The sequence below is a fragment of the Floridaenema evergladense BLCC-F167 genome (genome assembly GCF_041929205.2).
Taxonomy (GTDB): Bacteria; Cyanobacteriota; Cyanobacteriia; order Cyanobacteriales; family Aerosakkonemataceae; genus Floridanema; species Floridanema evergladense.
Genome location: NZ_CM171625.1, coordinates 825387 through 850601 on the forward strand (window position 1 = coordinate 825387; position 25215 = coordinate 850601).

At 39.5% G+C, this 25215-nt stretch carries 26 protein-coding genes, 1 tRNA gene, 1 pseudogene and 1 CRISPR repeat array; of the genes and pseudogenes, 15 read left to right on the top strand and 13 right to left on the bottom strand.

What is annotated here, in order from left to right; genetic code table 11:
* Nucleotides 1-89 precede the first annotated feature (89 nt).
* Nucleotides 90-701: a LabA-like NYN domain-containing protein gene (locus tag ACE1CA_RS03795; protein ID WP_073595429.1), complete on the bottom strand. Its 612-nt coding sequence runs from the start codon at nucleotides 699-701 to the stop codon at nucleotides 90-92.
* A gap of 92 nt (nucleotides 702-793) precedes the next feature.
* Nucleotides 794-2398, bottom strand: coding sequence for a methionine--tRNA ligase (gene metG / locus ACE1CA_RS03800; protein WP_413277085.1), 1605 nt, complete (start codon nucleotides 2396-2398; stop codon nucleotides 794-796).
* Nucleotides 2399-2724: 326 nt separating this feature from the next.
* Between metG and ACE1CA_RS03805 the strand changes: the two genes are divergently transcribed.
* The 4 genes and pseudogenes from ACE1CA_RS03805 to ACE1CA_RS03820 all read left to right on the top strand — a co-directional run.
* Nucleotides 2725-3444: a lysophospholipid acyltransferase family protein gene (locus ACE1CA_RS03805; RefSeq protein WP_413277084.1), complete on the top strand. Its 720-nt coding sequence runs from the start codon at nucleotides 2725-2727 to the stop codon at nucleotides 3442-3444.
* 62 nt (nucleotides 3445-3506) lie between these two features.
* Nucleotides 3507-4331: an alpha/beta fold hydrolase gene (locus ACE1CA_RS03810; protein ID WP_413277083.1), complete on the top strand. Its 825-nt coding sequence runs from the start codon at nucleotides 3507-3509 to the stop codon at nucleotides 4329-4331.
* 115 nt (nucleotides 4332-4446) lie between these two features.
* Nucleotides 4447-4518, top strand: a tRNA-Lys gene (locus ACE1CA_RS03815).
* A 355-nt stretch (nucleotides 4519-4873) separates the two neighbouring features.
* Nucleotides 4874-6601: pseudogene (locus ACE1CA_RS03820) on the top strand (transposase); the annotation flags it as partial.
* Nucleotides 6602-7150: 549 nt separating this feature from the next.
* Nucleotides 7151-7475: a CRISPR direct-repeat array (repeat unit 37 nt; unit sequence GACGAAATCAACTTTTGAGGGTGTGGATGGTTGCAAG).
* A 45-nt stretch (nucleotides 7476-7520) separates the two neighbouring features.
* On the opposite strand, the gene ACE1CA_RS03825 reads toward ACE1CA_RS03820, so the two are convergent.
* Together ACE1CA_RS03825 and ACE1CA_RS03830 are read right to left on the bottom strand one after the other, a co-directional pair.
* Entirely contained in the window at nucleotides 7521-7772 is a 252-nt protein-coding gene (locus ACE1CA_RS03825; protein WP_413277081.1) for a DUF433 domain-containing protein, read from the bottom strand.
* Between the two features lie 26 nt (nucleotides 7773-7798).
* Nucleotides 7799-8344 carry a Uma2 family endonuclease gene (locus ACE1CA_RS03830; RefSeq protein WP_413277080.1) on the bottom strand — a complete coding sequence of 182 codons (546 nt, stop codon included), beginning with the start codon at nucleotides 8342-8344 and terminating at the stop codon, nucleotides 7799-7801.
* A 109-nt stretch (nucleotides 8345-8453) separates the two neighbouring features.
* On the opposite strand from ACE1CA_RS03830, the gene ACE1CA_RS03835 reads away from it, so the two are divergent.
* A complete protein-coding gene (locus tag ACE1CA_RS03835; protein WP_486517647.1) occupies nucleotides 8454-8666 on the top strand; it encodes a hypothetical protein in 213 nt (70 codons plus the stop codon).
* A gap of 123 nt (nucleotides 8667-8789) precedes the next feature.
* Here ACE1CA_RS03835 and ACE1CA_RS03840 read toward each other — a convergent pair whose 3' ends face one another.
* Nucleotides 8790-9689 (bottom strand): ferritin-like domain-containing protein, encoded by a 900-nt coding sequence (locus ACE1CA_RS03840; protein ID WP_413277079.1) that lies wholly within the window; start codon nucleotides 9687-9689, stop codon nucleotides 8790-8792.
* A 165-nt stretch (nucleotides 9690-9854) separates the two neighbouring features.
* Complete coding sequence (glnA, locus tag ACE1CA_RS03845; RefSeq protein ID WP_413277078.1) at nucleotides 9855-11273, bottom strand: type I glutamate--ammonia ligase; 1419 nt, start codon at nucleotides 11271-11273, stop codon at nucleotides 9855-9857.
* Between the two features lie 420 nt (nucleotides 11274-11693).
* Here glnA and ACE1CA_RS03850 point away from each other — a divergent pair, with 420 nt between their 5' ends.
* Both ACE1CA_RS03850 and apcB read left to right on the top strand, forming a co-directional pair.
* Nucleotides 11694-11984, top strand: coding sequence for a hypothetical protein (locus tag ACE1CA_RS03850; protein ID WP_413277077.1), 291 nt, complete (start codon nucleotides 11694-11696; stop codon nucleotides 11982-11984).
* Between the two features lie 237 nt (nucleotides 11985-12221).
* Nucleotides 12222-12731, top strand: a complete 510-nt coding sequence (gene apcB, locus ACE1CA_RS03855) for an allophycocyanin subunit beta (protein ID WP_413277076.1) — start codon at nucleotides 12222-12224, stop codon at nucleotides 12729-12731.
* A 146-nt stretch (nucleotides 12732-12877) separates the two neighbouring features.
* Here apcB and ACE1CA_RS03860 read toward each other — a convergent pair whose 3' ends face one another.
* Nucleotides 12878-13750, bottom strand: a complete 873-nt coding sequence (locus ACE1CA_RS03860) for a three-Cys-motif partner protein TcmP (protein WP_413277075.1) — start codon at nucleotides 13748-13750, stop codon at nucleotides 12878-12880.
* A gap of 177 nt (nucleotides 13751-13927) precedes the next feature.
* On the opposite strand from ACE1CA_RS03860, the gene ACE1CA_RS03865 reads away from it, so the two are divergent.
* The 7 genes from ACE1CA_RS03865 (at nucleotide 13928) to ACE1CA_RS03895 (ending at nucleotide 19141) form a co-directional block, all read left to right on the top strand.
* On the top strand, nucleotides 13928-14887 hold the full coding sequence (locus ACE1CA_RS03865) for an SPL family radical SAM protein (protein ID WP_413277074.1): 960 nt from the start codon (nucleotides 13928-13930) through the stop codon (nucleotides 14885-14887).
* 124 nt (nucleotides 14888-15011) lie between these two features.
* On the top strand, nucleotides 15012-15353 hold the full coding sequence (locus tag ACE1CA_RS03870) for a hypothetical protein (protein WP_413277073.1): 342 nt from the start codon (nucleotides 15012-15014) through the stop codon (nucleotides 15351-15353).
* 141 nt (nucleotides 15354-15494) lie between these two features.
* On the top strand, nucleotides 15495-15890 hold the full coding sequence (locus tag ACE1CA_RS03875; protein ID WP_413277072.1) for a YtxH domain-containing protein: 396 nt from the start codon (nucleotides 15495-15497) through the stop codon (nucleotides 15888-15890).
* A 67-nt stretch (nucleotides 15891-15957) separates the two neighbouring features.
* Nucleotides 15958-16452, top strand: a complete 495-nt coding sequence (locus ACE1CA_RS03880) for a DUF948 domain-containing protein (protein WP_413277071.1) — start codon at nucleotides 15958-15960, stop codon at nucleotides 16450-16452.
* A gap of 215 nt (nucleotides 16453-16667) precedes the next feature.
* The gene (locus tag ACE1CA_RS03885; protein ID WP_413277182.1) at nucleotides 16668-17483 is read left to right on the top strand and encodes a TPM domain-containing protein; all 816 of its coding nucleotides are present in this window, start codon (nucleotides 16668-16670) and stop codon (nucleotides 17481-17483) included.
* A 266-nt stretch (nucleotides 17484-17749) separates the two neighbouring features.
* Nucleotides 17750-18379, top strand: coding sequence for a precorrin-8X methylmutase (locus ACE1CA_RS03890; protein WP_413277070.1), 630 nt, complete (start codon nucleotides 17750-17752; stop codon nucleotides 18377-18379).
* A gap of 69 nt (nucleotides 18380-18448) precedes the next feature.
* Entirely contained in the window at nucleotides 18449-19141 is a 693-nt protein-coding gene (locus ACE1CA_RS03895) for a zinc metallopeptidase (RefSeq protein ID WP_413277069.1), read from the top strand.
* A gap of 100 nt (nucleotides 19142-19241) precedes the next feature.
* Here ACE1CA_RS03895 and ACE1CA_RS03900 read toward each other — a convergent pair whose 3' ends face one another.
* The 3 genes from ACE1CA_RS03900 to ACE1CA_RS03910 all read right to left on the bottom strand — a co-directional run bounded on the left by ACE1CA_RS03900 (nucleotide 19242) and on the right by ACE1CA_RS03910 (nucleotide 21543).
* Nucleotides 19242-19997 (bottom strand): phosphate ABC transporter permease, encoded by a 756-nt coding sequence (locus tag ACE1CA_RS03900; RefSeq protein ID WP_413277068.1) that lies wholly within the window; start codon nucleotides 19995-19997, stop codon nucleotides 19242-19244.
* A 253-nt stretch (nucleotides 19998-20250) separates the two neighbouring features.
* Nucleotides 20251-21078 carry a 4-hydroxy-tetrahydrodipicolinate reductase gene (dapB, locus tag ACE1CA_RS03905; RefSeq protein WP_413277067.1) on the bottom strand — a complete coding sequence of 276 codons (828 nt, stop codon included), beginning with the start codon at nucleotides 21076-21078 and terminating at the stop codon, nucleotides 20251-20253.
* A gap of 174 nt (nucleotides 21079-21252) precedes the next feature.
* Nucleotides 21253-21543, bottom strand: coding sequence for a DUF7219 family protein (locus ACE1CA_RS03910; RefSeq protein WP_413277066.1), 291 nt, complete (start codon nucleotides 21541-21543; stop codon nucleotides 21253-21255).
* Between the two features lie 481 nt (nucleotides 21544-22024).
* Between ACE1CA_RS03910 and ACE1CA_RS03915 the strand changes: the two genes are divergently transcribed.
* Nucleotides 22025-22348 (top strand): TMEM14 family protein, encoded by a 324-nt coding sequence (locus ACE1CA_RS03915; protein ID WP_413277065.1) that lies wholly within the window; start codon nucleotides 22025-22027, stop codon nucleotides 22346-22348.
* Between the two features lie 10 nt (nucleotides 22349-22358).
* Here the strand turns inward: ACE1CA_RS03915 and ACE1CA_RS03920 are convergent, their stop codons facing one another.
* The 3 genes from ACE1CA_RS03920 to ACE1CA_RS03930 form a co-directional block, all read right to left on the bottom strand.
* The gene (locus ACE1CA_RS03920; RefSeq protein ID WP_413277064.1) at nucleotides 22359-22874 is read right to left on the bottom strand and encodes a hypothetical protein; all 516 of its coding nucleotides are present in this window, start codon (nucleotides 22872-22874) and stop codon (nucleotides 22359-22361) included.
* Nucleotides 22875-23096: 222 nt separating this feature from the next.
* Nucleotides 23097-23297, bottom strand: coding sequence for a hypothetical protein (locus ACE1CA_RS03925; protein ID WP_413277063.1), 201 nt, complete (start codon nucleotides 23295-23297; stop codon nucleotides 23097-23099).
* Between the two features lie 199 nt (nucleotides 23298-23496).
* Nucleotides 23497-24687, bottom strand: coding sequence for a class I SAM-dependent methyltransferase (locus tag ACE1CA_RS03930; RefSeq protein ID WP_413277062.1), 1191 nt, complete (start codon nucleotides 24685-24687; stop codon nucleotides 23497-23499).
* Between the last annotated feature and the right edge of the window lie 528 nt (nucleotides 24688-25215).

The following is a 25215-nucleotide window of genomic DNA, read 5'->3' on the forward strand; positions in this document are numbered from 1 at the left end:
CTAGACACCTCCTCAACAGATCCCCGACTTCTTCAAGAAGTCGGGGATCTAATCTAAGTTTATTTTAAATTGTTGTTTTTATTTGTTGTTTAATCGTCGTCTTTTTCATCATCTAACAATCCAATTCCTGACAATGGGCGATAAATGTATCCTCCTTGACGCTGAGTTTTTTGAATGTCTTCTTTGATGTTTTCTAGGTCGATATAGCGATCGGCAACGTTGATTAAACTATCGCTAGTCATGGAACGCAAACTTACAACTTCAACTCGTACACCCCGATAACTAACTGCATCTACCGCATAAGCTAAATCGCCATCGCCACTAACTAAAACTGCTGTATCATAAGAGCCTACTAAAGCCATCATATCAACGGCAATTTCTACATCTAAATTGGCTTTTTTAGAACCATCTGGTAACTGCACTAAATCTTTAGCAATGACGCGATAACCATTGCGCCGCATCCACAATAAAAAACCTTGCTGTTTTTCATTGGTGCGATCGACTCCTGTATAAAAGAACGATCGCAACAACCGAGAACCAGCCGTCAACCTACACAATAACTTGGTATAGTCTATTTCAATCCCCAATTGCAAGGCTGCATAAAACAAATTTGAACCATCAATAAAGATAGCTACTCGACCCCGATTTTCCAGAACTTGTTCTGGCGTGAACAGAGAGTCTTTTTCCAAATTATTTAACATGATTATAATGCCTCATTTTTTATTAATCCAATCAATCAATGTACTCCTAAATCTTCCTGATTTATGTAGCCGGGAATGGCTGGGGAATCTTATCAAGAACTAGTTTCCGCAAATTCCAACTTTTGAAATATTGGATGAGGTTTGCTTAATTTTTGTTCCGCAGGTAAGCTCCCCCAACTAGCATGGGTTGTAAAATCTGCTGTATTAGATATTTGAGTTTTGTCATTAAAATCTATACCAAAACCTAATTGTTGATAAATGTCATTGCTGATACCGGGGATAATTGGCGACAATAAATAAGCTGCCAATCGCACAGATTCTAAAACAGAATACAGCACTTGTTCAACTGCGGTCTGATTTCCTTGTTTATACAATGTCCAAGGTGCTTGTTCGTCGATATACTTGTTACCAGTGCGAATCAAGCTGAGAATGGCTTCACAAGCGCTGCTGAAAGCTAAATTTTCATAAGCTTGAGCAACTTGTGCGCCTAATGTCAAACCAATTGTTTTTAAAGGGTTTTCTGGGGAAATGTCTGCGCCATTGACGTTGGGAACTTCGCCACCGCAGTATTTATATGCCATATTCAAAGTACGATTGAGCAAGTTACCTAAGTCGTTGGCTAGGTCGGCGTTGAGGATGGGAATAAACCGATTGGCTTCGTTAAAGTCGCCATCTTTGCCGAATTCTATTTCTTTCATAAAATAGTAGCGAACTGCGTCGGCTCCATAGCGATCGACCAAATCGATCGGATCGACGGTATTACCGAGAGTTTTACTAATTTTCTGCCCATCTTTAGTTAAAAAGCCATGTCCAAAAATTTTTCCTGGTAAAGTTACATTGGCTGACATTAACATTGCAGGCCAATAAACTGCATGAAATCTCAGAATGTCTTTACCAATTAAATGTAGGTCGATCGGCCACCATTTAGCTAAAGCATTCTCTAAAGTCGGTTCTTCATCCGGTTCTAAAAGGGCGGTAACATAGCCTAATAGAGCATCAAACCAGACGTAGATGGTATGTTTGGGGTCAGTGGGAATAGGAAAACCCCAATCTAGATTAATCCGCGAAATCGAAAAGTCTTGCAAACCTTGACTAACAAAGCTGAGGACTTCGTTACGGCGAGTTTCCGGTTGAATAAAATCTGGTCGTTCCTGATAAAGTTTTTCTAGTTGAGTTTGGTACTTAGAAAGCCGGAAAAAGTAGTTTTCTTCGTCGCGCCACTCAACTTCTTTGTTGGGGTGAAGGGAACAACGCCTTCCTTCGAGGAGTTCCCGTTCTTCTTTAAATTCTTCACAAGCTACACAATACCAGCCTTTTTGTTGATCCAGGTAAATGTCGCCTGCATCCCAAACTCGGTAAAAAAATTCTTTGACGATCGCATGATGTCGTTCTGCTGTTGTCCGACTAAAGCGATCGTACTGGATATTTAGCTTTTGCCAAAGTTTCTCGAACCCAGCTACTATTTCATCGCAGTGTACCTGGGGTGATAATCCTCTTGCTTCAGCAGCGCGTTGAATTTTTTGTCCGTGTTCGTCGTTTCCTGTGATTAGTAACACTGATTTTCCCCGCATTCTTTGGTATCTGGCTACTACGTCGGCTGCGATCGTCGTATAAGCGCTACCTATGTGAGGGACATCGTTTACGTAATACAGGGGGGTTGTGAGTACAAAGGTTTTTTTATTATCGGTATAATTCATGGAAAAAATTGCTATAAACCCTCATAAACTGTTTTTCATCATACATGAGGGTTTTGAATAGAGGTTTTATGGGTATTTTTTACATTTATTATAATCTAAACTGATATTGTAACAATAGTATAAAAAATTACTAGTTTAATGTTTTTCCAATACCTCAGCTGTACCGATCGCGTCTCTGTCGGAAGACAATTGTCAAATTAGCTGAAATAAAGTTAACAATTATTAAGGGGTAAAGTTACACTTAGTTAAAAATGTTAGTCAAAATATCTAAAAATTATTTATTGATTAATCCCCGACAATCAGGTTGTAGTGAATTTGAGCAAGTTATGTATTCAGAACCACTGTTAGTTTCACAGCTACTCTTAACTGTCAGCAAAACCAAGCTGTTTCTCCATCATCAGGAACGTATCCCTCCATCAGGACCGATGTTAGTGGTAAGCAATCATCGCAGTTTTATGGATGCGCCGTTGCTGATGTCAGCGATCGGTCGTCCCATCCGGTTTGCTTGTCATCATTATATGGGACAAGTGCCAGTGATGCGCGATTTAGTGGATAAGTTAGGCTGTTTTCCTTTGGAGGAGACGGGAAAACCGCAAAAGAAGTTTTTCCAACAAGCAATCCGTTTGTTTGAGACACAGCAAGTGGTGGGTTTGTTTCCAGAAGGAGCGCAACCAATGGTAGAGTTTACCAAACCGGAAAAGATGGGTGAATTTCACAAAGGTTTTGCTCAATTGGCGTTAAGAGTTCCGGTGGAAAGGTTATCTGTTTTACCTGTTGCGATCGCTTCTGTGGAAGAGAGTGTAAGTTCATCCGTACCATTAAAATTGTTAAGCTGGTTCGATCCTTCGGAACCATTATTTAATAATTCCGGTTGGCATCCTTTGGTAGTTTATCAACGAGTTAATGTTTTAATCGGTCGTCCTTATTGGATTACCTCTGCTGTCAGAGAAGAATTCAAAGGAAAACAGATGAAAGCGATCGTTACCGAACTGATAGATTACTGCCAAACTGAAATTAGCGAATTATTGCGTCAAGGCTGTAATTAAGTTGTCAGTTTTGTGCTGTACTTTGGGTAAACTTAATTGAAAATAGTTATATCGATTTAAAAATGCCACAAATTAAAAGTAGTCCCTGTTTTTTAACTCCCACACAAATTAGGCCAGATTTTCCTTTATTCATATTTCTGCCAGGAATGGATGGTACAGGACAGCTATTACGTTGTCAAACTGCTGGTTTAGAACGAGGTTTTGACATTCGTTGTTTAGCGATTCCTCCTGATGATTTAACTGGATGGGATGAACTGACAGAAAAAGTAATTAATTTAATTGAAGCTGAATTGAAAAAAACTAACCGTAAATCTGTTTATTTATGCGGAGAATCTTTCGGTGGTTGTTTGGCAATGAAGGTTGCTGTAAAAGCGCCTTGGTTGTTTGACAAAATAATTTTAGTTAATCCCGCTTCTTCGATTAGTCGTCGTCCTTGGATGTACGCAGCAATTCCTTTAACTCAATGGGTACCAAATTCTTTTTATCAATTAGGATCGTTGATTGGTTTACCTGTTTTAGCTGCTATGGGTAGGATAGCACCGAGCGATCGCCAAGCTTTAGTCCAAGCAGTACAAATTGTCCCCCAAAAAACTTCGATTTGGCGACTTTCCTTACTCCGAGATTTCCAAATTCATCCTAGTCAATTGCGCCGAATTACTCAACCTGTGTTATTAATTGGTAGTGGGAGCGATCGCCTGTTACCATCTGTTTCCGAAGTAGAATATTTATTAGAGCATTTTCCCAATGCGAAGATGACAATCTTACCAGATAGCGGTCATGCTTGCTTGTTAGAAACTGATGTGAATCTGTATGAAATTTTACGAGAGAATGATTTTTTACCGGAGAGCGATCGGCAAAAACAAAAGATGTTTTCCGCAGCAAGTTAAGCAATAATCAAGATAGTTGAAAATTGTTTAATTAGCCAAAACCTAAATTTTTGTAAAAAAACTTTGACTACTACTTCCAAAATTCAACTAAATTTGCTATTATAATAAATCTTACGGGCGACTAGCTCAATGGTAGAGCAGCAGACTCTTAATCTGGTGGTTGCGGGTTCGAGTCCCTCGTCGCCCATCTTTATAGATTTTTGATCGTCCCTCAAGATAGGTGTGGGGGTTGTATTTGTTTTTGGGGTATGGAGTGGGGGAAGGGGTGGCGATCGTTTTATTGATGAGTTGTTAAAAAATTCTAAAAAGTTATGTAACAATGCAGTAAACCGAACTCTGCTAGTACGGGAAACTCTCAACCAAATTTTTTAAGCAGGCGCTACATTTAGGGAGTCACTTAATAAATTCCAGAAAATCAACATAACCTTATGAGAGCTATTTACTCTAATTAAATATGTTTTTCCCATGATTCTTTAGCGAACTAATTTTTTGCATAGTTGGATAAATTACGACTTTACAAGTATCAGAAAGTGGTTATTTCCATGAAAACAGTTGAGTTCAAGTTAGATTTGAATAAATCTCAGCAATCAAAAATAGACGATTGGTTGAAAACTTTAACTTGGATATGGAACAACGGATTAGCGTTACTAGAATGGCGTGAATATTGGTTACGGTGTCAGGAAATAAATTACTATCCTACTGAATTAAAAAATACTCAGAGCATTCCATTACCTCAGTCTACTTTAAATGAATGGGGGTTTATCAATCCTCAATCTTGCCCAGTTTTTAAATTAGATTGGAAATTTAATCAAATAGAATGTTTTCATGTTACCAAAAAAGGAAAGAAAGAACTAAAAAAATTAGATGTTTTTGGGCTATGTAGTCCATGTACATTAGTTAAAAAAATAAGTTTAAATGATTATCCAGAAATCAAAGAAGAAGCAAAGTATTTGACTGTTGAGCAATTTAATAACAGTGCTATTTATTCTGGATTAAAGAAATTAACGTTAGGTCAATTTATTGAAAAGCGAGAAAGTAAAAAAGGTATTAGTTTCTATCTCCATACTCCCGGTATTCCAGAAAATAAACCACATTGGAAAGGGGAACCACCAATTAAAGGTTTTTCTGATAAAGATTTGATTGATTATTTTGGGAAAAAAAAACTTGTTAATTATTCAACGATACCAGATGGAGTTAAAGTCGGTATTGCCGACTTAGACAGTAAATTTATTGCAGGTCAATGCCAAAATTTAGCTAATGCCTGGAAGCAGTATAAGGACGGAAAGCGAGGTAAACCCCGGTTCAAAAAATATACTCGTTCCGAAATGATGGCGACTATTATACATAACAATGCTGGTAAAACAGAAAGAATACCTGATGAAGAAAAAGCCAAAGAAAAAGAATCTAAACAGTTGAGAAAAGAAGCAAAAGCAGCCGGGGTAAAAAAAGAAGAATTACCTTCAGTATATATACCTCGTAAAATGCCTGTAATAGGGTCAACTTTGAAGGTAGATTCTACTCGTAATAGAATTCGTCTACCTTTTATTGGATGGGTGAAAATTAAGGGTAAATCTACTCAGTTGCTTAATAGGTGGGGTGATGCTTTTGCTGTTAGCTATCGAATATGTAAGGAAGCGTCTGGGTATTATATAAAGCTAACTGAGAAGATTAACTCTAAGCCTAAAAAAATTAGCTTGAATCGTCAAGATGGTGATCTTAAGGCGATCGGTATTGATGTAGGTGTTGGTTGTCTTTATGCTGATGACGCAGGCAGGTTAGCTGAAGCAAGAAAATATAAAATTAAAATTGAGAGAAAAATTGCACGTTTCCAACGACAAGTTGCAAAAAAGAAGTTAGGTTCTAAAAATTGGGAAAAATTGCAATTAAGAATCGCTAGGTTGTATGAAAAAGATCGTAGACGTTCTATAGCTGCTGACCACAAAATCACGACTAAGTTGTTAAGAGAGTATGATGGCATTGCTGTTGAAAGTTTGAAGCTGGTAAATATGACCGCAGCTACTAAAACAAAGTTAGACGGTAAAGAATACGCAAAAAATGGGAGAAAACGTAAGTCTGGCCTCAACAAAGCTATACTAAGAAATAGCCCAGGTAGGCGTAATCAGTTTTTAGAAACTAAAGTTAAGGCTATTAATGACTATTTTGGTTATACTGTTAGAGAGTTTGTAAAAGTTGACCCAAAGAACACTTCAAAAAATTGTAATGAATGCGGTCATATCGACACAGAGAACCGTAAAACACAAAAAGATTTTAAGTGTGTCAAATGTGGACACATCGACCACGCTGATGTTAATGCCGCAAAAAACATCTTTGATCGTGGCTTATTAGACTTCGAGAGAAGCTACCGTACTTGGAGACGGGAAGTTAAGCCTGTATCAGTTGGAGACGGGCCAACTGGAGAGAACGAAACCTTGAGGAGTAGTTCTGTGAGACAGGAAGCTGCCACCACAGCAGTTTCGGTTGTTGAATCAGCAGAATTGACTGCTGAATATTATCCAGCCCAACCAACCCCGAAAGGGGGCAAACCACCTCGACAAAAGAAGAAAGAATGCGCGAAACGGAGGGTATCAAAATCTAGTAGCGATCAAAAACAACCTCAAACTCTTACTCCGAAAAGCTTTGAAAGTAACACGCAGTCAAAAGAGATTCTCGCAATTGATGAAAATCCTGTACTGCCTGGATTAGAGGCGTTTTTTGATGATCCTGCACCTAAGAAAAAATCTAATTCCCGAAAAAAGGAAAATGGATTCACGAATCCGATACCTGAAACGTATTTCCAGCCTATCCTATGGGATCAAACTGACGAAATCAACTTTTGAGGGTGTGGATGGTTGCAAGAACGCCGCTTCATCCCAAGGATTAATAATAATTTTGACGAAATCAACTTTTGAGGGTGTGGATGGTTGCAAGAAAACCAGGCGCGTCTGAGGAAGAAAGATTAAGAAAGACGAAATCAACTTTTGAGGGTGTGGATGGTTGCAAGCTATAAGGGAATTGAACATACCTGAAAGCATTTAGACGAAATCAACTTTTGAGGGTGTGGATGGTTGCAAGTCCTGACATTCATCAGGGGCAAACTTTGCCCACTTGACGAAATCAACTTTTGAGGGTGTGGATGGTTGCAAGCAGGGTTCGAGTCCCTGGTCGGCGATGAAAATAAACTAATAAAGGCTAAACCTGTGTAATTTTTACTTGTTCTTGATGAAGGAGATATGGACGACTTTCTTCATCAGCTAAGAATGCAGCATACTTCAAACAAGCGCTAATATCGTCAGCTTCTAAATCTGGATACTCCTGAAGAATTTCCTCTGTATTCATGCCATTAGCTATTAAACTTAGTACTAGAGAAACAGTGATTCTCATGCCACGAATGCAAGCGCGTCCTCCCATCATGTGTGGGTCGAAAGTAATGCGATCGAACATAATATTTAACCTCTCCTAAGCTATATTTATGCTTTCACATATTCACAAATAGAAACAGGTTCGGGAGTCGGAAAACCATCTTTTTGTAAACTTTCTAGATGGAATGCGATCGCCTCTTTAATTAAACCCAGAGGAGGTAGAACCTCCCAGATCCTCGTTCCCAGGTTCAACCTGGGAACGAAAAATGGAGGCTCTGCCTCTTGGTACAAGATCCAAAAAATGGAGGCTCTGCCTCTTGGTGCAATATCTGAGTATAATAACACTGCATATTCAGAACGCTTAAAACGATAATTTCGACTGATAGAATCAGGACTCACAACTTCAACTGCCAACAATGGTGGTATTTCAGTAACAGCCGATCGATCCAAAAATTCCCGCACCTGCTCAACAGGTACAATATAAAGATCGGATAATCTCGACTTTCGCCATCCCGTTCTGATTCCCGCCTCTCTAAAACACACCCAAGGTAAACCTAAACGTTTGATTTCTGCCTTAAAATTGTCCTGAAGAAAATCAGCAATTAATAAAACGTAAACAATTTTTCCGCAACTTTGCTTTTCATGATCTGCCATTAAACCTTTAGTTTATTATGCCTCAAAATCTTCACAAATAGAGACATTCAGAATCGGAAACTCATACTTACCCATAGACATTCGCGATCGATATGAAAACATTCGGATTTTGAAGATCACAACACTGGAACAACTGAAAGCTAAACTTTTGCAAGTGATTGTGATTGCTTTGGTGGTGAGTTTTTTCAAGAAAGCTATCACAATCAACATTCAAAATTCAACCGATATGCTGATTCTAGCAATATCAATTTTGATCGTTGCGTTGAGTGGTTATTTGTTACATTTGCAATCTCATAATTCTTCCGAAAAAACTTCGGAGTAACCAGAAACTTATGTTTAATTATGCCAATATTTACAATCAGCAACCCGGCTTTTACAGTAAGTAAAAAACTTAAGTTTACTTGCTGCAACAACCGGGTTGTTAATTTACAAGTTTTCGCTTACTTTAAACATTCGCTTTTTTCTGTTTATCAAAAGCTTTATTTAACCCAGTGAGGAACATTGGCACAAATTTTTCCATAAATGCTTGAGGATCGCGCTTCCAAGCTCGTTGAGCAACTTCAATTCGAGTCATCTGCAACTGAGGTGCTAAAAGGGTTTCAGGAATGCGTTCCATCAAATATTGAGGACGTTGCCACAAAGGCATAGTATTGGCTATTTCCATTAAGTTATCTAAGCGACGCAGTTCTGCACCCAAGGTAATATCCATGCCAGATTCATAAGCTGCTTGTTCGATCGCAGCATATTTGCGCTTAGCTTGTTCAACCTTTTGCTTATGTTCCGGGCTTTTTTTCGCAATTTCTGCTAACCAACGATTTCCCCAACGAACGTGCCCTGCTTCTTCGGGAAAAATGCGCTCAATTGTTTCGCGAATCTTAATATTTTCCTCAGTTTGTGGTGCTTCTTTTAATGCGTGAATGTGAGCAGAAAAATATTCACAACCCCGTTTTTCGGTAACATTAATTGCAGCTATCACCGAAATAATGGCATCTTCCAACTTACTGTCCGAATCAAAGTATTCTCGATCGATCAGACGATTGAATTCATCGATATAGGTATTTCCCGGTGGTGTACCCACATTTTCTCCCATATCTACCAACAAATCAGTCAACCACATCGCATGACGCGCCTCGTCCGAAATATGATGAGAAAGATCCCGAATTAATTGTGGTTGTTTTCCATTTAGTACCTCAATAATTTCTGTCAAGTCTTTACAGCTGCGTTGTTCGCTGTAACGGTAGCGGTTGAGGGTGATGATATGGATTTCGCGATCGCGCACCACCTGTCTCATGATTTCCCTTGCGCCAATAGAGTTTTGTAATTTTCTTGGGTAAGCGACAGTCATAATTATTGCGTTTTGTAAACAAATATTAGATTAGATTCTAACGCAGGTTTTCTGCCAGAGAGTTTTATAGTCAGAAATTAAAATCAATATCATACTTTGAGCCTACTGCTACAAAAAAAGCCACCCATTGAGGTGGCTAAATGTTAATTAAGCAACAAACACTTTTTAGCAGTCGTAGTACAGAGCATACTCGTAAGGATGAGGACGTAACCGCATTGGGTTAACTTCCTTATCAATCTTGTAAGAAATCCAAGTCTGGATAAAGTCTTCGGTAAACACACCAGTTTCAGTCAAGAAAGCATGGTCTTTTTCCAAAGCTTCTAGGGCACCTTCCAAAGAACCAGGAGTAGAAGGAACCTTACTCAACTCTTCAGGACTCAGTTCGTAAATATCCACATCCAAAGGTTCACCTGGATCGATTTGGTTCTTAATCCCATCAATACCCGCACAAAGCATTGCGGCAAAAGCCAAGTATGGGTTACAAGTAGCATCAGGACAACGGAATTCTAACCGCTTCGCCTTGGGATTAGTACCAGACAAAGGAATCCGAATCGAAGCAGAACGATTACCTTGAGAGTAAGCCAAGTTTACAGGTGCTTCAAAACCAGGCACCAAGCGCTTGTAAGAGTTGGTGGTGGGGTTAGTTAAAGCCAACAACGCAGGTGCGTGCTTGAGGATACCGCCGATATAGTGCAGCGCCATTTGACTTAAATCAGCATATTTGTCCCCAGCAAACAAGGGTTGACCGTCTTTCCAGATTGACTGGTGGGTGTGCATCCCAGAACCATTGTCATTAAACACTGGCTTGGGCATAAAGGTAACGGTTTTGCCGTATTTCTTAGCGACGTTCTTAATTACATACTTGTAAGTCATCAAGTCGTCTGCTGCCTTGACTAACTTATTGAAGCGGAAACCTAGTTCGCACTGACCACCGGAAGCAACTTCGTGGTGATGCTTTTCAATGGGTACACCGCACTCTGCCATAGTTAGCAGCATTTCTGTCCGCATATCTTGGGAAGTATCGGTGGGGGAAACTGGGAAATAACCTTCCTTGTACCGAGGTTTGTAACCCAAGTTTGGCCCTTCGTTTTTCCCTGAATTCCAACGACCTTCCACAGAGTCTACGTAATAGTAGCCTTCGTGTTCGTTTTGATCGAAGCGAACATCATCGAAAATAAAGAATTCCGCTTCTGGACCAAAGAAAGCTGTGTCACCAAGACCTGTAGAGATTAGGTAATCAACTGCTTTTTGGGCAATGGTACGGGGGTCGCGGCTATAAGGTTCACCTGTACGAGGTTCGATAATGCTACAGATAACGCTGAGGGTGGGTTCTTTCATAAAAGGGTCAATCCAGGCTGTGGTGGGGTCTAGCACCATTGCCATGTCTGACTCGTTGATGGCTTTCCATCCCCTGATACTGGAACCATCGAATGGTACACCGCTGCTGAAGCTGCTTTCATCGATTTGGTTGTGGTACACCGATAAGTGCTGCCAAATCCCTGGCATATCGATGAACTTGAGGTCAATGATTTGGATGTTCTTTTCTTTAACGTAATTTAAGAACTCTTGCGGGGTCTGGAACATGAATTACTCCGTAACTTTTGATCTCGTAAAGTCTGGATATAGATAATCAGCTGTGGTGAAGGTTCAGGTCAAGGGGCAGAAAACCTAGATTTGTGAGAATTTTACTGGGTGCGTCTGTCTTTTTTGATCTGACACCTAAGACTACTGCCTGGATCTCCCCATCATTGTTATTCTGGGATGTCCAGACAGATTTGTTTCAAATTAAATAGCCGATTTTGCCGACTTAATAGTATACCTGCATCATCCTAGAGATAGGTTTCAGGATCTTTTGTATTCAGGTTTACAGAATATCCTTGTCTTGTTAGGCGATCGCCTAAAGAAAAAGTTAAAAAATGTAGCGACTTTGACAGATTACTTTGGCAACCCAACTTTCCTTATGTAAAATCGTAACAATAACTACAGTTTATTATTGCGATAAGAATGGCTTTTACATTACAGGCAGATTTAACAACACAGGAAGCACAGCAATATCGTCCGGGATTGCGGGTAGAGTTAAAACAGCGTCCCGGCGTAGTAGATGTAATTGCAGAGTATGACCCGATGATGGTACCGCCAATTTGGTTGGTGGGCGATCCTCAACCTCGCTATCCTGAAGAGTTAATTTTGTTATCTGAACCGTTGACAGAGTGGTTTAAATCAGCTATCACTTTTCAGCCAGAATATCCTTCTTGCCACCTAAAAAATCGCCCAAAACAAAAAGTTTTGGTTTAGTGTTTTTCTCCCAGACAAAAGCCGTAAAAGGCAACTTTTGGGGCATCGTTTTGTTGTAAACTACAATCGGCTATCTACGCCACAGGTAAAGCTTTGTGTTTCTTGATTAAACTTTGTTAAGTTGAGTTTTAATCTAGGAGCAGGTGTGTCTGTCCGATGTTCTAATACGGATTAGATACAACAATATTTCAGCAATAGTAAAACCCCGATAGTAACATTCACTGGGAGAGCAATTTCATGCGGGACGCAGTTACAACTTTAATTAGAAATTACGATGTTGCTGGTCGTTATTTAGACCGGAATGCTGTTGATTCTCTGAAAACTTATTTTGAAACGGGTACGGCTAGAGTAGCTGCTGCTGGTGTAATTAATAGTAATGCAGCTGAGATTGTTAAACAGGCTGGTTCGCAATTATTTGATGAGTTGCCGGAATTAATTCGTCCTGGTGGAAATGCTTATACAACTCGTCGTTATGCGGCTTGTTTGCGGGATATGGATTACTATCTCCGTTATGCTAGCTATGCGCTGGTTGCAGGGGATACTTATGTATTGGATGAGCGCGTGTTGCAAGGTTTGCGGGAGACTTATAATTCTCTCGGTGTACCAATCGGGCCAACAGTGCGCGGTATCCAAATTATGAAGGATATTGTTAAGGGGCTAGTAGAAGAATCTGGAATTCAGAATACTTCGTTTCTAGACCAGCCTTTCGATCACTTAACTCGCGAATTTAGCGAACAAGATGTGTAGATTCGACAGTTGAAACTGTAGTTAGAATTAGCGATCGCACTTTTTCCCTGAAGAGGGGGGAGAGAGCGATCGCTATTTGATTAAACCACAAAAAACTTGAATTAAGAGAAAATTTAGAGTTTAATAGCAAATACATTGACAAAAATTCATTTTTTCAATATGTCTTGTGCAATTTTAATTGCTGTTTTCGCTCCTTTTTTATTCGCTGCGGCAAAGCAAAGTAAGTACAAAGGGGTATTACGTGAATTACATAATAAAAGAGGATTTTTGGCGACCCCTGCAAACACTGTCTCTAAACGCTCAATGAAGTATTCACAAATTAATTTATAATCTGCTGTTTTTTCAGTTATGGAGTATGTACCAAATAAGTCTATTTGATTGGTAATTTGGTAAAATCGATCGTACCAATCTGTAGTACCAAAAGTCTCATCAAGTCTTTTTCTAATTACTTCATCTATATTACCATCCTTTTTCAGTAGTCTATTAATAGCTACTCCTACAGGGAATAAATACCATAAATCAATAGCTTCTGTCTTAGCAATACACTCTATGGTTGCCCAAGGAACTTGCATTCCAAAAGGATCTAAGAACAGTACAGATCGATGACTTTTCCAATTTTTTGAGCAGATATCTTTTATATAAATGTTGGCATCCGAATTGATTATAGTTACCCTATCTGCCATATTAGTAAATTCTGTTTTAAGTTTATTTAATTCATAAACTTTATTTTCATCCTTCTCAATAAAAATATACTGGTCAAATTTTGGCTCTACTTGCAACGCAATACGTGCTGAACCATCAAATAACTTATTCGATTCTTGATTTATCAGTTCAGGGAATATCAATATGTCTGTTTCTTCACTTTCTTTTCCTGTTCTATATCCAGTCCCGGCAAAAGCATCTATATAAGCATATTTGAAATTGTAATCTTTCATAATAGTTGCATAAGCTACCAGGTATTTACGCAATTTAACTAGCTTATTTTCTGTCCAATCTCCACCAAATGTTTGTATATTCATTGCTTTTACATTATTGTCAAATTTTGAGTGATAATCTAAGTTAATTACATTATGAACAAACTTATTTATGGTAATATGTAATGTGAGTTAATAATTATTTATTAAGGTATTAATTAAATATGAGAATAAAAAATTACAAATCCATTTTTAATTACAAGCAAAAGGTAAGTGTATATCATGGCAGTAATCAAAGAAACAGAAAAAATAGTCAATCCTCTTCAGGAAAGCGCCCTTAACAAGAAAGGGTTATGTGACTATGTAATAAATATAGCATCAGGTTGCTTGCATGGGTGTACGTTTTGCTATGTGCCATCAACTCCGGCAATTCGGACAAGACAAACGCAATTAAGCGAAAAAGGAGTAAGTAATCCTCAAATGGATTGGGGAAAGTATCTCTTAGTTCGTGAAAATGTACCTGAATTACTGGAAAAAAAACTAAGTCGGAAAAAAACTTGGCTAATAACACCATCAGGTCAAGGTGTGGTTATGCTTTGTTCAGGAACAGATCCTTACCAAAACAAAGAAACTGCAAGCATTACTCGTTCTTCGGTTGAGATTTTATCCAAATATAAGAAAAGAGTGAGAATTTTAACTCGCGGTTTGTTATGGACTGATGATTTAGATATTCTTATTCGTTCAAATGTGACGCTTGGCATGAGTTTACCATACTTAGATGATGAACTAAGTCGTAAAATTGAACCACAAGCACCTCCACCTTCTAGACGTTATGAAGCTTTACTAAAAGGTTATAAAGCTGGTTGTCGTTTGTATGTAGCAATGGCTCCTACGCCTCCCACAATGACTTTACATGATTTTAAAAGACATTTAGAAAAAATTATTGCTATCAATCCAGAGGTAATATTTTGGGAACCAATTAATGCTCGTGGAAGTAATGGAAAAAGGATGGTAGCAGCAGGGTTAGATTTTGCCAGTACTGTTATGACGAAAAAATCATGGGCAGAATGTTTTAAAAGACAATGGGATGATATTGAAACTGCTGCTCAAGAAGTGGGATGTAAAGATCGGCTCCATATTTGGCCCGATCCTGAATTGAGAGGTTATGTTGAAGATACTAGATTAGAGCAATGGTTATATAAACCAACAGTGGAAAAGTGGGATAGTTTAGCCAAAACTTGATTTAAGAATTGATGTGATTGGTAAAAAGTTGAGCGTTTTGTAACGATCGCACCTTTACCCGCTATCATTAAAGCCAACAGCCATTAATTAAATCAGATGAGTTTGTTGGGGGAAACTTAAAATAATGATCGTAATTGTGATCGCAATCAACATACTCATTGCGCTATTTAACTTTTACTTAGCTTGGCGAATTTGGAAAATTCGCAGAACGATCGCAGGTGCAACCAGAGCTATCTTAGCTGCCGATCGCAACACTTATAATGTGTTACACAGCGCACCAAAAACCATAAGTGTGGGACAAAAAGGCGCTAATACGCTGCGAGAACAATACCAAAAGCTAGAAATTCAACTGGAAAAACTAGGGCAAGTCTTAGGAATACTCAACTTTACCCAACAAGTTTGGCAAAAACGTCAGAGAAAAAATAAACAATTAAAAAAGCTGAAGAAATCCCTGTCGAAATACTGATTTGCTTAGTTTTGCTCAAAGCTGCCACATCTTTCTTCAGAAATAATCTTGGTACTTGCTAACGCACAGGCGATGCGATCGCATATCATACCAATCAGGAAAACCTGCCTAAAATTGAGTTAAAGGATTGGTAGCGAAAAAATGTCTGAGAATCGATCGGGATCTTCGGGAGCTTTTATTGGTGGTATGCTACTGGGAGCAGCGCTAGGGACTATTACAGGCTTGCTCTTAGCGCCCCGCACTGGGAAAGAAACTCGCCAGTTGCTAAAAAAATCTGCCGAAGCACTCCCAGAATTAGCAGAAGACCTTTCTAGTAGCGTACAGCTGCAAGCCGATCGCCTTTCTGAAACAGCATTGCGTAACTGGGATAGCACCTTAACGCGACTCAAAGAAGCGATCGCTGCTGGAGTTGAAGCTACTGCCAAAGAACAGGAAAATATACAACGGCAAGAAACATCCACTTCCTCCGATCGACCATTAGTTGAAGACTCTCTTGCAGAGGTATCCTTAAATCCCATACCTCCGAAAGTACAGTAATCAAAACCGACTCTAAATTAACAGGAATTGAACCAAAAGCCTAATAATTATTTAAACTAAAAAATTTGTGATTGACCCGTTATTTTGGCTAGGACTTTCTATTGTGCTAGTTGCCGTTAGTCTCACTGCGGTTCTAGTAGCACTTTTACCAGCTGTTCAAGAAATTGCCCGTGCAGCCCGCAGTATAGAAAAATTAGCTGATACTTTAAATAGAGAACTACCACCCACTTTAGAATCTATTCGCCTTACAGGAATGGAGATTAGTGAATTAACAGATGATGTTACCGATGGCGTAAAAAGTGCAGGTCAAGTAGTAAAAAATGTTGATAAAACTATTGATGGTGCTAAAACTCAAGCGAGAAAAGTTCAAGTTACTACTCGTAGTTTCCTCACAGGAATAAAAACCGCCTGGAAAACTTTTAACCGTTCTAATAATAATATTCCTCCCAGCGGACACCGTTCTGTAGACCGTCTGCCACCTGGACAAAGAATCCCTTTAGATTTTCCTCATGAGCGATCGCAATCTTACACCAAAGAAAACTCAGAAGTAGACAAAGAGTAGAGTAAAGGGACTGGGGACAAGGGGACAAGGGGACAATTTATTTGTCCTCTGCGCCTCTGCCTTCTGCCTTCTGCCTTTCTTAAGACAATGCTGGTAAAATGGCGTACTATTAGAGTAAAGTAAAGAAGTGTAAAGAAATATTAGCTTTCTATTATCCTTTAATTAATAAAACTTCTTGGTAAATGTCCAAGCCTGAGATTCTGGTAGAACAGCCAATGCAGCAAAAACCTTTCGTCAAAAGAATTCTGACATCCTTAGCAGCCTTTTTCCTCGCCTTATCAATTTGGGCAGTAGCACCTGCCGTAGCGCAAGCATACGACAATCCAGAGTTACTACCTGCCACTCAAACCCCGATAATTGACCTCGCCAAAACCTTCACCGATATTCAGAAGGAAGCACTGAGAAAAGATATAGAAAAATTTGAAGCCGACACAGGCTGGAAACTTAGAGTATTAACACAGTACGATCGTACCCCAGGTAGAGCAGTAAAAGACTTTTGGGGATTAGACGAAAAAAGCGTTCTGGTAATCGCAGACTCCAGAGGCGGGAATATCCTTAACTTCAACGTTGGAGATGCCGTTTATCAACTCCTACCCCGCACCTTTTGGATTGAACTGCAAACTCGCTTCGGCAACCTCTACTTCGTCCGCGACCAAGGCGAAGCACAATCAATCATTCAATCCTTAGAATCAGTCAAAACCTGCCTAATACAAGGCGGTTGCAACGTAGTTCCCGGTTTACCCAGAGAACAGTGGATTCTCACCTTAGTTACCTCAATTGTAGGCGGAGCAGTCTTAGGATTTGCGGCTCATCCCCGGAAACCAGGACAAATGGTGGCATGGCAATGGGCATTAATTTTCTCGCCATTGTGGGGAATTTTGTTTATTGCCTTCGGAATCGGCCCAGTAGTCAGCCGTACTGCCGAATGGTTGCCCCTACTGCGAAATGTGGCAGGATTCGTCATTGGAGCTTTAGTTGCTTACCTCACACCTGCGCTGGGTTCTCCTCCAGAAGCTTCCAGCAGTCGTTAAACATTTGAGGGACTAGGGACTGGGGACTGAAGATTAAAATAATAAATCTAAACTTCCCCAATTCCTAATCCCTATTCCCCAGTCCCCTTTTAAGGACGCAAAAAATGCAAAAGTTAATTTTGTATTCTTTGCGTCCTACCTTTATGCTGTAAACTAACAAGTTTGTTGTAGCGACTCCAGTCGTTACTCCTACAACTAAAGGACTAAAGTCCTTACAACGAACTTAGATTATGCTTTAATCAATATGAGGTTGGGGGCGGTTTCTCATGGAATGGCATATTACAGATGCCCAAAGTTTAGCAATTATCGATCGCGAAATCGGCGAACACATCTTTTCCCCATCAGAATACGAAATAGTTCGACGGGTAATCTATGCCACCGCTGACTTTGAATATAAATCGCTGATTCGCTTTTCCGAAAGAGCTTTGCAAGCAGGCGCAGCAGCTTTAGCCGCCCGCACTACCATAGTCGTAGACGTACCAATGGTACAAGTTGGCATCACACCAATCATCCAAAACACCTTTGCCAACCCGGTTTACTGTAGCATGGACGCATTAACGCGCCCCCAAAAAGAAAGAACTCGCGTAGCTTGGGGAATAGAAACCCTCGCCAAACGCTACCCAGAAGGAATTTTTGTAGTTGGTCACGCTCAAACAGCGCTTTCTTCCCTAGTAGAGTTAATTGAAAAAGAGGAAATTCGACCAGCTTTAGTCATTGGCACACCCGCAGGTTTTGTTGATGTAGATGTTGCTAAAGATAGATTACAGGATTCGCTCATTGCCCACATTCGCACCGAAGGACGCAAAGGAAGCGCCGTAGTAGCAGCAGCAATAGTCAACGGATTAGTAGAATTAGCTTGGCAAGCCTACGGGCAAGAGGGAGCAGTCGGCATTTAGTCAAGTTGAGATAAATTAGTACTCAAATGCTCATTTTTGACTGTCTACCTCCCCAGGAGAGATAAACTCATGTCTTATTACTTATCTTATTTAATTCTGATCCCAGGAGCTTTATTAATGTTCTGGGCACAGAGTCAAATTAGAGGCACTTATCACCGCTACTCTCAAGTTCGTTCTAGCATGGGCATGACTGGCGCACAAGTGGCTCAGGCTATTTTATCGAAAATGGGAATTCATGATGTTTCGGTGGAACCAGTAGCCGGAGAACTCACAGACCATTATGACCCCAGCGCCAAAGCAGTTCGTCTTTCTCAAGGAATTTATAGTTCTGATTCTGTAGCAGCTGCGGCAGTAGCTGCCCATGAGTGCGGTCATGTGCTACAAGACAAAAATGGCTATAAATTTATGAATTTACGAGCCTCTTTAGTTCCAGTTGCTAATTTAGGTTCTCAAATCGGCCCATTTCTAGTAATTATTGGGCTTTTCCTAAGTTCAATGGGAGCAATTTCTACAGTATTCATCAATATTGGAATTGTCCTATTTCTGGGTGTAATTGCTTTTCATATTGTCACGTTACCTGTAGAATTCGATGCTTCTAGTCGTGCGCTTAAACTAATTAATCAATTGGGAATTCTCCAAGGAGAAGAGAATACAGGAGCTAAAAGAGTTTTACAAGCAGCAGCTTGGACTTATGTAGCAACTGCTTTTTATTCAGTTTTACAATTAATTCAACTTTTGTTGATTTCTCGGAGTCGTGGCTAAATAATTACTTGTTTGTTGTGAGGACTTTAGTCCTTTTATTGATGGGAAGAACGACTGAAGTCGTCACAACGAACTTTTTTAAGAGAATTTTTTGGTTAATCTACCAATCATTGACTCTTTTAGGTTTTTTGCGTGGCTTTGTGGGTCGCATTTCTTCCCGTTCTGTTTCTCGCTCAACAGGTCTTCTTCTCTTTTGACTTTCCCTTTTTTCGGATTTTTCCAACTGGTAACTCAGTTCAGTAAACTCTTTTCTTTGGAGATAAGGATAGTCACTCACCCATAAGTCGAGGTCAGGAATATAAATATCTGTCACTTTGTTAATGATGGCTAAATCTGGTTTATTAGACATTACTAACATTTGGGCATCTTGTCCGCGCCTTAGCGATTTATGAATACGTTTGAGAGGAACTTGTAAGCTAGTAGAAAAACCTGTTTCATCTCCAACTTCTATATTTAATCTTCTTTCGCGGTTTTCAACAATTACTAATTCGCCTTGTTTGTTAACGTTTTGTTCTTTGCCTACAACTTCTTCAGTGACGTATAAATCCCAGACTTCACCTTTCCAAAAGCCGCTGTATTTGTATTTGCGACATTCGTAATTGCGTAAAGTAGCCCGAAAAATTGGCCCCCATAAAAAATAGGAAGAGGTAAAGATACCAAGCAGTAGCATGAAAGCACCATATTCTAGCCCTAAAAAACTAACTTCAATCCACCAGATTAACATCCCGATGACTATAGAAATTAGTAGCCGTAATATAAAATCAAATGGCTTACCCCAATAATATTTGTATTGACTTCCTGTGGCTAGGATAGGGATTAGTTGTTCAAATTTTTGGCGAGTGATGGGAATGAGCATAATTAATAGGTGTTAAGTAATAGACAATGGTTAATTAGGGAAAATTCAGAATGCAAAAGTTTGCTTGGCTCTCCAGCACTCATGGTGATAAGTAAACTTAATTAATTAGCAAAGTGCTTACTATACAAGGTTTCCCAGTCCCTAGTCCCCAGTCCCCAGTCCCTAAAACCAGGGTTTTTCACCACAAGTGTTGGAGAGCTGTTTGCTTTTGATTCTGAATCTTGCACGCAGATTTTTATCTGCTACTAAGGAATTACAAAATTTTCTCTAATCCATATACTAGCGATTTTAGCTGGGTGACTTGGCGAATTGCTAGTAAAACTCCGGGCATATAACAGGCTCGATCGCTTGTATCATGTCTTAAAGTGTAAATTTGCCCAGGTGCGCCAAAAATTACTTCTTGGTGAGCAATTAATCCGGGTAAGCGCACGCTATGAATCCGAATTCCTTCTTCTGCTAAACTGCCTCTAGCTCCTGCTAATTTTTCCTCTTCTTTAACTACAGGTGGATTGTAATTTTTGCCCAGTTCTGCTAAGAGTTTAGCAGTTTGAATTGCGGTACCGCTAGGAGCGTCTGCTTTTTGATTATGGTGTAGTTCGATGATTTCTACATGATCGAAATATTTTGATGCTTGAATAGCAGCTTGTTGCAGTAGCACCATGCCGATGGAAAAATTGGGAATAATTAAACAGCCAGTACTCGCTTTCTCGGCAAATTCTGCTAAATCTTGGATTTGTTCGGCACTCATTCCGGTAGTTCCGACGACTGGGCGCACGCCGTAAGCGATCGCAGACCGCACCGAATCGTACACTGCACTAGGATGGGTAAAATCTACCATTACCCCCAACTGTCTCTCTTGCGCTGCCATTGCCAACATTGGCTCAAACTGATTAGTAATTGGCACTTCTAAGGTGCCACATCCAGCTATCTCACCAGCATCTTTGTCTAACATCTCTGGATTATGGTCTATCGCACCCAATAGGGTCATATCACTTGCACCAGCTACCGCTTTAATCACCTCACGACCCATTTTGCCAGCTGCACCATTAACCACAACGGGTATGGGATATTGATTCGTCATGTCTTCAAAAATATCCTTGCATCTAATAAGCGAATTCTAGACTAAAATAAAAGTCGCGTTGAGCTCAAACATCCCAACGCGACCAAAAAAATATTTTTGCTTTGTTTTTCGGCAACCAGGGAGTGCAACAGAGGCGTTCCCGTACAATCTGAAGTCATTCATAAAATATACCAGTCAGTTATCTTGTGACGATCGATTTCCTTCGTCGTTATCATCACCATTTTGGAAAGGATGTTGACCAATACCAAGTTCTCTTTTAGAACGTTTCAGTTGTTTCCACAATCCCTTGATTTGTTGATAAGCTTCTTCAGGAGGAAGCTTTCCACTAGTTTCTAAAGCACAGATGAAATTAATCCTTTGGGTAAACTCTTGCAAGTTAGCATTAAAAACCAAATTTTCAGGATTTACTGAACCGTAATAACGGCTACGCGGGTAAAGAAAATTTTCTCGATCGCTCGTGTTCATCTACTTCTCCAAAACTTGTCTCAAATATCTCTCTATTTCTGTTTTAATCTGTTTTTTAGGTGTTGTAATCCTTTTTAAGGTATATTGCAATTTTTGTTAATAATAATACATTACATAGTTACACTGAACAAGTGACAAAAATTTGATGGAAAATCTCTGTCAGACAACTGCTTATATCGCTTATATTTACCATTTTAAATCTAATTAAACAAAGTTTTATTAGACTTGTAACAAAATTCAGGAGCAAGAGGAAAAAGTTTTAAGTTAAGTAGAAAATTCAAAATTTTGAACTTCCATCGTCTCTGCCCCTGGAACTCCCCTGCCCCTACCTCACCCACCTGCGGCGAAAGAGGCCATAATCAGGATTGAAAGCAAGAGTCCTGGAGTTAGAAGTAACAACAACATTCCCAAATCATGTAAATTCATAAAAAACTACCCTAGACTGTGGTATGTTTTTTAGATTAAATCAAAAATAAAAAATATGGAACAAATATTAATCTGGGCTATCTTTGGATATGCTTTAATTGTGGGATTGGGAGGTGTCTTTGGTTACATGAAAGCCAAAAGTGCCAAGTCTCTTGTCTCAGGGCTGATTAGTGGCTTAATTTTATTATTTTCTTGGTTCTTAGCAATAAAAACACCAACAGTAGGACTAGGAATAGCAACTTTAATGGCAGCAGTCTTGCTAGTAGTTTTTATTACTAGGTTTGCTCGTACTCGGAAATTTATGCCTGCGGGAATGATGATGTTGCTAAACTTAGTAGCGATGCTGGCGTTTTTAGTCGGTTGGTTGAATTTAGTTTAGTATGCCAAAATTAACTGATAGTTACAGTTTGAAGACTAGGGAAGTTTAATGGTTCAGATTGTGAGTGATTAGCTTTATATTGACGTGCCATACTAACTGTTTTCGGTAAAACTCCAATTAGTTGAGAGATGATATCGTCTGGTATTGAGTTAGTAGATTCAGTTCCGAAATACTTTTCAAGCATTATTAAAATCATGTATGCCCTTTTTAGGGGAACAGAACTTTCCATTGCTTTTTGAGTAAACTGGAACCATCGCTGTCTTGTGGTAAAAGCTTTTTGTCGCTCTTGGTAAGATTCAGGATAAATTAAGCTCACATCACCTACAGGAATTACCCGATTACAGTCTATGTCACAACTACCGCCAACAGCGGCTCCATATCCAGCAAATTCTGCATGATGCCGCTTACAAAGTATGATGCCACCTCGACAGCGACTATCTATTTTTAGCACTTGCCCGCTATTTAGTTGAGTCAAAACTTGCTTGGAGTTAACTGTTAGTTGTGGTAAAAGAGATTGCCGTGACATTTTGAGACCTGGAACTCGGTATTATTACTATGAATCTTTTGTTCCAGGAATTAAGTGATGTGTGAAAGCTTTATAAGTGACAGGAAAAACTCTTACAAGTGACTTTAAACTTGTAGAAAAGTGATTTTATATTAATGATAAATGTGATAACACTCTGATTTGAGTGTGATATCGATCGCGTAGCGTGTGCGTAGCACGTATCGCAAGTGCAGGGCGGAAATTCTAGTCAGCAATTCTCAGTAATCCATGTCGGATACCATAAAGCAATCTGTTAATTAGAATCTGCTCTGGTTCGCTCAAAGTATCATTTAATAAGGCAGACCTAATTTGATAGCGATCGCTAATGGTAATCTGACCAGCGACCATAATTTTTCCGCAGAGAGCTTCTAAAGTAATGCAATGCCAGTTGTAGTATGATTTCATGTTTTGCACCTATTTGCCCTTTCTTAAGTAAATTTGAAAAATAATAACCTTATTGTTGTTCTTCTAGTTTGATAACAACTTCCTCAGAAAACAGTGATAATTCCTTAACTATTTTGTGACTTATGTCATAGACAGGTAGGGAGGCAGGAGGAACAAGGGGAGAGAGTTCATTAACTCAAAACTTTCTTCCCTTAGACCCTTATGGAGTTAATAAAATTAGTTGCTGTTGTAGGAGCGATCGCACTTTCTCCAAGCTGAAATCCATACCTAGTAAAATCTCGGATAAAGTTTGCTGTTTCTCAGTATTTTCATCACAAGCTTGCAAAAACTGAAATTCGGCTTCCGTAAGATTAACTATTTGATAATCATAGTTAAACAAACATTTACTGGGCCATCCATCCATACAAGGGTTACGTTCGGGAATTGCTGCTAGTAAAGTGCGATCGTCAGACCAATCTAATTTGGTGAATGGTGGACGTGCTAAGAAAAATTCGTAATGGGTGAAAGTTTCGGGGTCTAATAATTCAGTTAAACGATAACGTTGGCGATCGCTTAAACTTTTTGCCCTCGCCATTAACTCAGAACTTTTACTTAATAATCTTTCTAATTCCCAACTTTTTTGATTAGAAAAACCAACAAATTCCAAACCGGAAGCATCGATTAATTCAAATAAAGATTCGATGTTGTAATCAATTTCTTGGGGATGAACATACATATCAGCGAAACATTCATCCTGCTGATTTTCCATTGACCAACGTTCTTTCTCTCGTTTGACAATTCGGTTATCTGTTGGTAGTGAATTAAAGATTTGCCGACCTATTTGGACACCATCATGGTAATCGCCGACTTTGTTACCTTGGAGGAGAGCGATCGCTTTTTGCATTAATTGAATTTCCCAGCGTCCCAATTCCCCGTAGACAAAAATATGAAATAATCCACCTGGAGCTAATTTAGCAGCTAAAGATTGAATTCCCCGTTTTGGGTCTGGCAAATGATGTAAAACTCCCACACAGTTAATTAGCTCAAATTCACCATCCAGTTTTTCCGCATCGTATAAACTGAGGTGATGGAATTGAACGCGGTTAGCACCCGAACGTTGACAGCGTTCTTTTGCTACAGCTAGGGCACCTGCACTGAGATCGATCGCCGTTACCTCAGCTTGCGGATTCAAATGAACCAAGTACTCAGTACCCACACCAGTACCACATCCAGCATCGAGAATCCGAATATCTTGCTTTGGTGGTTTCCTTCCCGTACAAAAGTTATAAGCTGCTAACCAATTCCAGCGCCAATTGTATCCCGGAGGCGGAGCATCCAGCAGCGGTTCTGGTGGAAAAGGATAAGTATCGTAGAGACGCTGAACAGCAGAGCTAATTTCTTGGTTAGTCATTGGTCATTAGTCATTAAGTCAAGAAGTCAAGAAGTCAAGAGGTCATTCGTCATTAGTCGTTGGTAAGAATTTAACAAAGGATAAATGACAAAGGACAAATGACAAATAACACAAATGACATTTAGGCAAATGACCAACTGTAACAAAACTTATCTTTTCTCTCAGAAAATGAACGAAGATAAAGTTATGATATTTGGGCAACAGCCGAATATATTTGTACACACTTCTTAATAAATGAGTGTGACAAGCACGAAACATTCTAATCTAAAGACTGGGTTGATTAACTGCAAACAATCTTGATAGCCTGGTTCACAAGCCGCCTGGTTCGAGGCGGCAAAGAATTAGAGATTGTTTAGGAGTAGGGACAAAGCATTCTAATCATGAAACTTTGACCCCAATCAGGCGTAACCAGTCGGGTTTAACACAAAGGAAGGTGTTAGGGGTCAGGGTGTAGGTGTTAGGGAGAATTTAGGTGATAGGGGTCAGGGGATAGGAGATAGGGAAGAGTATTTTTCCCTATCCCCCAAC